Genomic DNA, 10,661 nt, shown 5'->3' on the forward strand with positions numbered 1-10,661 from the left:
CGAAAATCATAAATCTCCCTATTCCCTCAAATACTCAGCTATGGACATGAAGTTCCGTTCCAACAGATACATCCGGCTTGCCATAAAGGAGAAAAACTCTCCCCAGTCCTGACGGCGATGGAAGTCGATCCCGAACTTGGAGGTATAAATACGGGCCACCTGCTTTCCGGTATCGCGCACGAAACAAATGTCCCAGGTCAACCCCTCCGGAAAATCCGTTTCCAGCGTATCCTTATACCACGTCAGGCGTTCGAACATCTCCAGCCGGGCCTCTTCGCTCCTATGGTTCACTTCGAGGATGACAAACGCACCCTCTCTTGTCGCATCGAATTTGAGTTCGACCCCTTTCACTTTCGTATCATATAGAACCCACGTTTTCTTGCGTCCTCTCAGATACGGCTGTACTTCACAAAATGAGGCGAAACTTTCCCAAAATTCAAGTTTCAGGTTCTTGAGTTCGTCTTTACTATACATTTATTTATATATGTCTTTCTTTTTCACTTTTACTATCGTACCGTATTCGGCCAGCTTCTTCATATCGATACGTTTCCGGTTCCCGGCAATCACGTAAACGACCGGGCGGCCACTGATCTGCTCCCGGTAGAAACGGGAAATATCCTGCATGTCCATCGTTGCGATATCCCGCAGGAATTCTTCAGCCGGATCACGGTCGAAACCTTCCATACGCGCACTCGCCACTTTCTCGGACAGGCTGCGGAAAGGCGGATAATCGTTATTGATGCGGTTCACCAACGTCTGCTTGACCGCCTCCACCCTTTCCGGCTTCAACGGCATTTCCCGGATCAGCGAATCCAGTACGCCCAGCGCATCCGGCGTCTTGTCGCTCTGGGTGGACAGCATCGCCGTAAAAGATCCGGCAGTCCCCTTATGTGCATGGTTCGGCAACTGGTAACGACCGCTTGTCCGGTAGGCAAAAGAGCGGAACTCCCTTATCTCCTGGAACATCAGCGACGACATATCGCCCCCGAAGTAGACGGAGAACAGCCGGGAGGCATGGCGGGAAGCCTTGTCATCGACCGGATCGCCCTTGACATAGCCGTAAACGATGCTCTGCGCCATATCCGGCATATCGATAAAAAAGACGGTCGGCCGGTCGTATTGTTTCAACTCGCGGTAATAGGGAGAATTGGAGAGCACGGTCGTCCGTTCCAACGGGATATGCCGGCGGATCGTCCCGATCACCTTCTCCACAGGCAAAGTGCCGCAGTAGTGAAGGTCGCACTCTACGCTCCGCACCTTGTCGTAGACCGCCAACAGGTCTTTTCCCTTCAATTTCTTGATCTGCGAGAGTGAAAGCTTACGCAGGTAACGGGACTGGTCGCCGTATTTCACCTGTTCCAGCAAAGCCGATGCCACATTGTCGCCCGACTTGAAAAAGGCTTTCTCCGAGACTTTGGCATCGTCCACTACCTGGCGGAGCTTCTTGTCGTCTGCCTTTGCATGGCGGATAAAGTCGCCCACAAGTTCCATCGTCTCGTCGATATGGTTGTCGAAACCGGTCACCTTCATGACAAAAGCATCGGGCGTCACATCGAAGGCAAGCGTGCTCCCGATCGACTGCAAGCGGCCGCGGAACTGCTCGAAGGGCAAGGAATCGGTTCCTAACAATTGCAGGTAGTTGACGAGCTGCATCAACTCCGGTTGCTCCAAAGCGCCGATTCCATAGGAGATATTGAAGGTGAAAATATCGTTCAGCGGATTAGGAGTCGTGTACAACGTCACCAAAGGAGCCAGCTTTGATGTCTTCACATCCTTCTCGAAATCGATGATACGAGGCGGCACTTGCTGTTCCGGTATCTTCTCCAACTGTTCGGCGTAGGCAGACGAAGCGTCTGCATGGCGGGGGACGACGGGGGCAAAAGCCGGTTTCGGCAGATTGTCCTTCGGATATTTCCCCGTGCTCTTGGTTACGCACAGATAGTTATCGCTGAAATATTTTCGGGCGACCCGCACGACATCCTCTTTCGTGATAGACTCGATCCGCGCCACCTCGTCCAGGTAATCGTTCCAACTCTTTCCCTGCGAGAACAGTTTCATCATGACCGTCGCACGCGAGTCGATATTCTCCAACGCGGACGCATACTGCCGTTTCTGTTCCAGTTTCAGGCTGTTGAACACTTCGTCGCTGAAGTCTCCGTTTTTCACCCGGTTGATCTCGTTCCAGACCATCTTCTCGGCCGAGCTGTACGATTGGATCAACAACTTCGGCATAATGGCGACCGCCAGGATGCCCGCCTCATTCATGCTCTCGTTGATGGCAAGGGCTCCCATCAGCTTATGCTCCACCATCAGTTTGTCCAGATAGCCCGTGCCGTTGGCGTTGTTCAGCAGGTTGACCGCTATATTCAGGGCAACCTGGTCTTCATGGTTGGCCGAAACGCCCCGGAACCCCAGCCCCATCGCCTTAATAAAAGGGATCGGGAACTTCACCTTCATTTTCTCACGTCCGTTGAACGGCGGGAGCGTCACCTTCTCCGGCGCCGGCACATTGCCCGGACGGATGCGTGAAAAGGTCTTTTCGAGGACAGGCATAACCTGACGCGTATCGAAATCGCCGCTAAGGATCAGCGCCATATTGGATGCCACATAATAGTCCTCGAAGAACTTGCGCATCTCCGTCAGCCGCGGGTTCTTGAGGTTCTTCGTGCTGCCGATAATCGGGTAAGCATACGGGTGCGGGCCGAAATAACGCGCCATCAGCGTGTCCATCACCTGGCCGCCGATGAAGTCGCCGTACATGTTCTTCTCCTCATAGACCGTTTCCAGTTCGCTTTGGAAAAGACGGAAGACGGGGTTGATCAGGCGTTCGCTGTTGATCTCCGCCCATTGGACCATATATTGCGGTGAAAAGGTATTGAAATAGATCGTTGCGTCGTATGAGGTCGCCGCGTTCAGGCCGGAACCGCCGAACCGGCTGATGAGCCGGTTGAACTCGTTGGGGATGACATATTCGGAAGAGCGGATACTCAGCTCGTTGATCTCCTTTTGCAGGCGGGCACGTTCTGCGGCATCCTCCGTCATGGCCAGTTCGTCGTATTTCAGGACGATGGAGTCCAGCAGGACCTTCTCCGACTCGTAATCGAGCGTCCCGATACGGTCCGTCCCCTTAAACATCATGTGCTCGAAATAGTGGGCGATCCCTGTGTCCGGGCAATCCTTCGACCCTGCCTTCACGACGACGGCGCCGAAGACCTTCGGCTGGCTGTGATCCTCGTTCAGCCAAACGGTCAGCCCGTTATCCAGTTTATATTCCTTTACTTTGAGAGCGTTCAAGTCCGCTGCTTGCGATTGATAAGAACAACATGCGAATGCCATCATCACTACTTTTAATTTCACGGTCATGTTACAGATTTGCAATATTAGCGTCAAAGATAAAAAATTAATCCGACAATAGTGATCGATGCGATAAACCAAACGAATATTTAATTGTTATCCCAATAAAAGGCCAATACGATATGATAAACTTAGGCAGCTGGATGAACGGTATCCTGATCGGTTGGGGCGTGGACCCTAAAATTGCAAATACTTTCGATGAAATGATCATCGCCGCATTGCTGGTCATACTGGCAGTCGGGCTGGATTACCTGTGCCAGGCGATTTTTGTCGGCAGCATGAAAAAGCTGGCGCAGCATACGCATTACCAGTGGGACTCGTTGCTCCTCAAACGTAAGGTCGTCCACCACTTGGTCCACACGATACCGGGCATCCTGGTCTACGCCCTGTTGCCTTTGGCGTTCATACGGGGAAAAGGCTTGTTGCTGTGGTCGCAGAAAATATGTGCCGTGTATATCGTGTTCGCCTTGTTGCTGGCCATAAACGGTTTCATATTGGTATTTCTGGATATGTATAACACGCGGCAGGTGAGTAGGAACCGTCCGATCAAAGGGTTCATGCAGGTGCTTCAAGTCTTGCTGTTCTTCATCGGCGGGATCGTCATCGTCGCCATCCTGATCGGGAAATCTCCGGCCAGCCTGTTTGCCGGCTTGGGCGCTTCGGCGGCGATCCTGATGCTGGTATTCAAAGATACGATCTTGGGATTCGTGGCGGGCATCCAGCTTTCCGCCAACGATATGCTGCGGCCGGGCGACTGGATCACGGTTCCCGGCTCGAACGCGAACGGTACTGTCATGGAAATCACGCTGAATACCGTCAAGATACAAAACTTCGACAATACGATCTCCACCATCCCGCCTTATACGCTGGTGAACGGTTCGTTCCAGAACTGGCGGGGCATGGTCGAATCGGGCGGCCGCCGTGTGATGAAGTCCATCTTTCTCGACCTCAATACCATCAAGTTCTGTACGCCGGACATGCTCGACACGTTCCGCAAGGAGATCCCGTTGCTTGCCGACTACAAGCCCGACGAAGGCGTGACGCCCACCAATTCGCAGATGTTCCGTGTCTATGTGGAGAAATACCTGACAAGCCTTCCGGTCGTCAACACCGACCTCGATTTAATCATCAGCCAGTTGCAATCGACTGAATATGGCGTGCCTATCCAGATCTATTTCTTCTCCCGCAATAAAATATGGAAGGAATACGAACGTATCCAGTCGGACATCTTCGACCATTTCTTCGCAATGGTCCCCAAATTCGATTTGAAGGTTTACCAGTATTCGGAGTAAGAGCCATGAAAAAGGCAGAGGCCCTTATTGTCAAATTTGTAGAAATACCCATTGGTCCAAATCGAAACACACGGGCATGAAAATCGGTTTTCATACCCATGAAAATAAAATTTCCCGCAAGGGTAATATTTTTTAACAAACTGATATTTTTACAATCGCCTATATCTCAGAAGGATGACCTTTTTGCCGCTTTTTATGGGGAATATTGTATTTTTCAGTTAGTTTTTTAGTTAGTTTTGTCTACAAATTGGAGGTTCTCGCAAGTACACTTGATTAAACATTTAAAGGATATGCACGCAATACAAGAATGGATTAACAATCATCTGATCGAATGGGGTATTATCAGCAGTTCGGCAACCGAACTGGACAATACGATCGTCCTGCTGCTGATCATCGCCGTAACGGTCGGCATCGACTACGCTTGCCGCTATATTTTCCTGAATATGTTCAAACGGCTTGCGAAGAGAACCCGCAACCAATGGGACGACTTGATCGTCGAGCGCAAGATTATCAACAAGCTGATGCACATGATCCCTGCCATCCTGGTGTATGTGCTGCTGCCGCTGGCTTTCCCGGTTGATGAGGCGCCCAAGATATTGGGAATCCTGCAAATGATATGCAAGATCTACATCATTGCCGTTTCACTTCGTTTCATCAGTGCCTCCCTGAACGTCGTGCATGAAATATACAACCGGAAGGAATCGCTCAAGAACAAGCCGCTGAAAGGTTTCATCCAACTATTGCAGGTAGCCGTTTTCTTTATCGGTTTTATACTGATCATCAGTATTCTGATCGGCAAATCACCGACGACGCTGTTCGCCGGACTGGGAGCTTCGGCCGCGATCCTGATGCTGGTGTTCAAGGATACGATCTTGGGATTCGTGGCCGGCATACAGCTTTCCGCCAACGATATGCTGCGGCCGGGCGACTGGATCACGATGGAGAAATACGGGGCGAACGGGACGGTTACCGAAGTCACGCTGAACGCGGTCAAAGTCAAGAACTTCGACAATACGATCACGACGATTCCCCCTTATGCCCTGGTGAGCGATGCTTTCCAAAACTGGCGCGGGATGTCGGAATCTCCCGGACGGCGGATCAAGCGCTCCATCAATATCGATATGAACAGCGTGAGTTTCTGCACGCCTGAGATGTTGGCCAAATTCCGCAAAATCTCCTTGCTGACAGACTATATCGACGAGAAGGAAAAAGAGCTGAACGCCTATAACGAGGCGCACCGGATCGACGGTTCCATCCGTGTAAACGGTCGTCGGCAAACGAATATCGGCGTGTTTCGCGCCTACCTGGTCAATTACCTGAAAAGCCTCCCGGAGGTCAGCAAGGAACTGACCTGCATGGTCCGCCAGTTGCAACCGACGGAAACCGGTATTCCGATCGAACTCTATTTCTTCTCCTCCGTGAAAGACTGGGTTCCCTACGAAGGCATTCAGTCCGACGTATTCGACCATGTGCTGGCCGTAATCCCGGAATTCGGACTCAGCATCTTCCAGAATGTCTCCGGAAGCGATTTGAGAAGCCTGAATGCCAAACACTAAACAAGTTTGGTAAATCGTTTTTTCAACTCATGTTTTAAATATAAATATTGCAACCACGAAAGAGTACGCAAGAAAAGTACCAACAATATAATAACTAACAAAATATAACGCACAAGAGGATTTGTCATATAAAACTCTCCGCCTAAAATTTCTTCCCAGTTCTTTATCTGGAATAATGATAAATCTAAATGCATACTTTTCGCTGTCATTTTGTATGATCATAATTTAGTCTTAACGTCACAAAAATAACAGGCATAAAAAAGAAATTACATACGAATATTAATAATTTACTTGTATATTCTGACAACCGGATCGATAAATTTCAAAGGTTTGATATTGCGATTAGGGAATAAATCCCGACTTTAAGGCAGACACAAGGGAATAAAAAAAGTCCCACAAATCGTTAAATTCGTGGGACTTGTCTGTTCTTTGTCCGGTATTGTCCGCTTAATTCAGCGGAGAGAGCGGGATTCGAACCCGCGAAACCCTTTAGGGGTTTACACGCTTTCCAGGCGTGCCTCTTCAACCACTCGAGCATCTCTCCTTTTTCGGTTGAAATTATGTATATCAGGAAGCGACCAGCCTCCATAAAACGTAAAAAGCAGCTTTTGCTGCTTTCAGCGGAGAAAGAGGGATTCGAACCCCCGGAACCTCTCAGTTCAACGGTTTTCAAGACCGCCGCAATCGACCACTCTGCCATCTCTCCTTGTCTCTAAGACGGGTGCAAAAGTAGATGGTTTATTTGAATTATGCAAGCTTTTCGTTTTATTTCTTTTTACTTTTTTGGCTTTTCAATTCTCTATTTCTGATTTTCAGACATATAAATATATATGGGTAGTTCATATACGAAAAGACACAAAAAAAGAGTTGCTTGATCAAGCAACTCTTATCGTCGGGGTACCAGGATTCGAACCTGGGACCCCCTGCTCCCAAAGCAGGTGCGCTAACCGGACTGCGCTACACCCCGTTTTTTGCAATCCCTTTATTTTTGATTGCGGTGCAAAGGTAGATATTTATTTTTAACTACCAAATATTTCATTGTTTTTTTTATTTGCGTACATTCGCATCAGTTTAGGAGATCATTGCAACAATATGTATCCCCCTTTTATTAATTTTCAGAATGAACATATTGCAAACCAATCTGTTATATATCAAATGATGAAACAACATTTAAATAATTAAGAAATATGACAATCGCTTATATACGTACATATTCAAATAAACAGCAAACAGAGAGTCAGAAAAATGCAATCGAACAATTTGCAAAAGCAAAAAAAATCGAGATTGACAAGTGGCTGAAAGATGCTAAAAACTCTTCCAAAGGGAAAAACCGGCTCGAAGACGTGATAAAGAATTTGCAGGAAGGCGATATTCTTATCGTCGCCGATGTCACCCGGCTCAGCCGGAAGCTGATGGAGATAATGCATTTGATCTTGTTGTGTATTGAAAAGAAAGTGACGCTTTACTGCATCAAGGAAGGCTATTCATTTGAAAATAACGTGGACAGCAAGACGTTGGCATTCACATTCGGGCTTGTTTCCGAAATAGAAAGCAAACTTATTTCCGCCCGTACGAAAGAAGCACTGACGGCCAGCAAGAACAAGGGAACGAAATTAGGACGCCCTTTGGGAAGCCCCAAAACCGAATTTCTCCTTTCCCAGAAAAGCCAGATTGAAAGAGAACTGAAAGAAGAAAACGCGACATATGCCGAATTAGCCGATTATTATAAGGTCTCTTTGAGCGGTTTCAAGCGCTTCGTCCGGGAAAACATACCGAACCCGCCTTCGAGAAGGAAAAAGAAAAGCGATGCCGAATAATATAAAAAGAGCGGTACGGACCTGAAGTTGATAAATCTTCCGGAAGCGCCGCTCTTCTTAATAATAGACAATCTGATTTTTATTTCAAGTCATCGAGCATCTGCGGCATCATCGTCCAGATGCTGTTTTCATCTTGGGCCGTATAAATATTTCCATCGACTTCGGATTTGTTGTCTGTTGCCTTTCCCTTTTGTATGGCCGGCTTTGCAAGCGGATGGACAGCCACCGTCTTTCCATCGATGACACCTGCCATATCGAACAACATGGCTCCGGCACAATGGCCGATCATGATTTTCCCTTTCTGTCCGAATGCCGCAATAACAGCCATCAGATCCTGGTTGTACGGCTCCCCTGCATGTTGGGCAAACTGAGGTATGGCATCTCCGCATGCGAATACCATCGCATCAAAGTCCTTTTCATGTCCTTTCAGATTTGCAATAACATCATCCACAATTAAAGCGATGCCGGAATTCGTGCGAATCTCCTTCGAATTGCTGACGGCAAACACCTTATAAGGAATACCATTTTCAAAAAATGCTTCCAGATACTGGAACAATCCACATCCGTTTACCGGATTCACTGCCAAAACCGCTACTTTCTTTGCCATGATAATAATAATTTTAGTGATACAATAGTTCTTTTTAGTAAGTTTATTACCTTTGTGCAGCAAAGATAAGTAGTCTGATTCGGTAAAACAAGAACGCACCTATGAATAAGCTACTTACATGAATGTAACTATTGTTGAGACACAAGGCACTACTAAGACAAAAAAAATGAAAAATTTTCATCCTACAGGAAATTGTCCCATCCGGGACATCTTATGCAGGCTCGGTGACAAGTGGTCAATGCTTGTTATGATCACCCTGAATGCAAACGGCACGATGCGCTTCAGCGACATCCAAAAAACAATTTCCGACATTTCCCAGCGTATGCTGACTGTCACGCTCCGGATACTGGAGACCGACGGGCTTGTTTCGAGAACGGTCTACGCCGAAGTCCCGCCCAGAGTCGAATACCAGCTTACGGAAACCGGCAAAACGCTGATTCCACATATAGAAAATCTTGTCGGCTGGGCCTTGGAGCACATGACGGTTATATTCGAGAGCCGGGAAAAGGCCGGACAGCCATGCGGATAGTCAAAATCTTTTACACAGAAGTATTTTACGATATATTTTTATCTCTATCTTTGCGCCATAAATTAAAAATTAATCATCTTGGCAAGAAATAAGAAGCAGTTGCCTTTATTGGAAAAGGTAACAATAACAGATGTAGCCGCAGAAGGAAAGGCTATCGCACGTGTAAATGACATGGTCGTATTCGTACCTTTTGTCGCTCCCGGAGATGTCATAGACATACAATTGACACGCAAGAAACATAGTTATGCGGAAGGGAAAGCTGTACTTTTCCATGAATATTCGACCCGACGTGCCGAGCCGTTCTGTGAACATTTCGGCGTATGCGGCGGCTGTAAATGGCAACATCTGCCCTATGAAGAACAGATTCGCTACAAACACAAGCAGGTGATCGACAACCTGACCCGGATCGGTAAGATCGAAATGGAAGAGATACTCCCGATCAAGGGTTCCAAACATACGACATTCTATCGCAATAAACTCGAATTCACGTTTTCCAACAAGAAATGGCTGACGGAAGAAGAGGTGAAAACCGGAGCCAAATTCGATTGCATGAATGCAGTCGGTTTCCATATTCCTGGAATGTTCGACAAGGTGCTCGACATTCACAAATGCTGGTTGCAGAACGATATATCAAACCGTATCCGTCTGGCGGTCAAAGAATACTGCCTGACACATGAAGGCTATCCCTTCTTCGACCTTCGCAATCAGGAAGGATTTGTGCGTACGTTGATGATCCGCACGGCCTCGACTGGCGACCTGATGGTAGTGCTGGTATTTTTTCACGAAGATACGGAACGCCGCGAAGCGCTCCTCTCCTATGTTGCCGAACAGTTCCCGGAGATCACTTCACTGATGTACGTCATCAACGAAAAATGCAACGATACGATTACCGACCAAGACGTTCTTGTGTTCCGCGGAAAAGATCATATCATCGAGGAAATGGAAGGGCTTCAGTTCAAAGTAGGGCCGAAATCGTTCTACCAGACCAACAGTGATCAGGCTTACGAACTGTATAAAGTCGCCCGCGAGTTTGCCGGACTGACCGGAAACGAGATGGTTTACGACTTGTACACCGGAACCGGCACGATCGCCAACTTCGTCTCCCGCCAGGCAAAGAAAGTGATCGGCATCGAATATGTGCCCGAAGCGATCGAGGACGCCAAAGTCAACTCCGCCCTGAACAAGATCGAAAACACATTGTTCTACGCCGGTGACATGAAAGACATCCTGACACAGGATTTCATCAACCAACACGGCCGTCCGGATGTTATTATCACAGACCCGCCCCGTGCCGGTATGCATGACGATGTGATCAACACGATCCTCTTTGCCGAACCGGAACGTATCGTTTATGTAAGCTGTAACCCGGCGACACAGGCACGCGACCTGAGCTTGCTCTCCGTAAAATATGCCGTCAAGAAAGTGCAGCCGGTAGATATGTTCCCGCATACGCATCACGTGGAGAATGTCGTTCTCTTGGAGAAATTAAAAAATAAGAATTAATAA

The 10,661-nt window shown here is 47.9% G+C and carries 8 protein-coding genes and 3 tRNA genes; 5 read left to right on the forward strand and 6 right to left on the reverse strand.

Going from position 1 to position 10,661, the window contains the following annotated elements; translation table 11 throughout:
* Positions 1-18 precede the first annotated feature (18 nt).
* On the reverse strand, positions 19-474 hold the full coding sequence (locus RDN79_RS06025; protein WP_298549410.1) for a DUF4268 domain-containing protein: 456 nt from the start codon (positions 472-474) through the stop codon (positions 19-21).
* Positions 475-3,363, reverse strand: a complete 2,889-nt coding sequence (locus tag RDN79_RS06030; protein ID WP_374044490.1) for a M16 family metallopeptidase — start codon at positions 3,361-3,363, stop codon at positions 475-477.
* A 113-nt stretch (positions 3,364-3,476) separates the two neighbouring features.
* Between RDN79_RS06030 and RDN79_RS06035 the strand changes: the two genes are divergently transcribed.
* Both RDN79_RS06035 and RDN79_RS06040 read left to right on the forward strand, forming a co-directional pair.
* On the forward strand, positions 3,477-4,646 hold the full coding sequence (locus tag RDN79_RS06035) for a mechanosensitive ion channel family protein (protein WP_298549408.1): 1,170 nt from the start codon (positions 3,477-3,479) through the stop codon (positions 4,644-4,646).
* A gap of 290 nt (positions 4,647-4,936) precedes the next feature.
* The gene (locus RDN79_RS06040) at positions 4,937-6,202 is read left to right on the forward strand and encodes a mechanosensitive ion channel family protein (RefSeq protein WP_298549406.1); all 1,266 of its coding nucleotides are present in this window, start codon (positions 4,937-4,939) and stop codon (positions 6,200-6,202) included.
* Between the two features lie 456 nt (positions 6,203-6,658).
* On the opposite strand, the gene RDN79_RS06045 is transcribed toward RDN79_RS06040, so the two are convergent.
* From RDN79_RS06045 to RDN79_RS06055, 3 genes are all read right to left on the reverse strand, one after another.
* Positions 6,659-6,746 (reverse strand) — tRNA-Ser (locus tag RDN79_RS06045).
* Between the two features lie 77 nt (positions 6,747-6,823).
* Positions 6,824-6,908: transfer RNA gene (locus RDN79_RS06050), tRNA-Ser, on the reverse strand.
* A 186-nt stretch (positions 6,909-7,094) separates the two neighbouring features.
* A tRNA-Pro gene (locus RDN79_RS06055) sits at positions 7,095-7,169 on the reverse strand.
* A gap of 220 nt (positions 7,170-7,389) precedes the next feature.
* Between RDN79_RS06055 and RDN79_RS06060 the strand changes: the two genes are divergently transcribed.
* Positions 7,390-8,019, forward strand: coding sequence for a recombinase family protein (locus RDN79_RS06060; RefSeq protein WP_298549404.1), 630 nt, complete (start codon positions 7,390-7,392; stop codon positions 8,017-8,019).
* Positions 8,020-8,098: 79 nt separating this feature from the next.
* Here the strand turns inward: RDN79_RS06060 and RDN79_RS06065 are convergent, their stop codons facing one another.
* The gene (locus tag RDN79_RS06065; RefSeq protein ID WP_298549402.1) at positions 8,099-8,626 is read right to left on the reverse strand and encodes a DJ-1/PfpI family protein; all 528 of its coding nucleotides are present in this window, start codon (positions 8,624-8,626) and stop codon (positions 8,099-8,101) included.
* A 166-nt stretch (positions 8,627-8,792) separates the two neighbouring features.
* Here RDN79_RS06065 and RDN79_RS06070 point away from each other — a divergent pair, with 166 nt between their 5' ends.
* Both RDN79_RS06070 and rlmD read left to right on the forward strand, forming a co-directional pair.
* Positions 8,793-9,155, forward strand: coding sequence for a helix-turn-helix domain-containing protein (locus RDN79_RS06070; protein WP_298549401.1), 363 nt, complete (start codon positions 8,793-8,795; stop codon positions 9,153-9,155).
* Positions 9,156-9,233: 78 nt separating this feature from the next.
* On the forward strand, positions 9,234-10,658 hold the full coding sequence (rlmD, locus tag RDN79_RS06075) for a 23S rRNA (uracil(1939)-C(5))-methyltransferase RlmD (RefSeq protein ID WP_298549399.1): 1,425 nt from the start codon (positions 9,234-9,236) through the stop codon (positions 10,656-10,658).
* Positions 10,659-10,661 lie beyond the last annotated feature (3 nt).

The organism is uncultured Parabacteroides sp. (assembly GCF_902493135.1).
Taxonomy (GTDB): Bacteria; Bacteroidota; Bacteroidia; order Bacteroidales; family Tannerellaceae; genus Parabacteroides.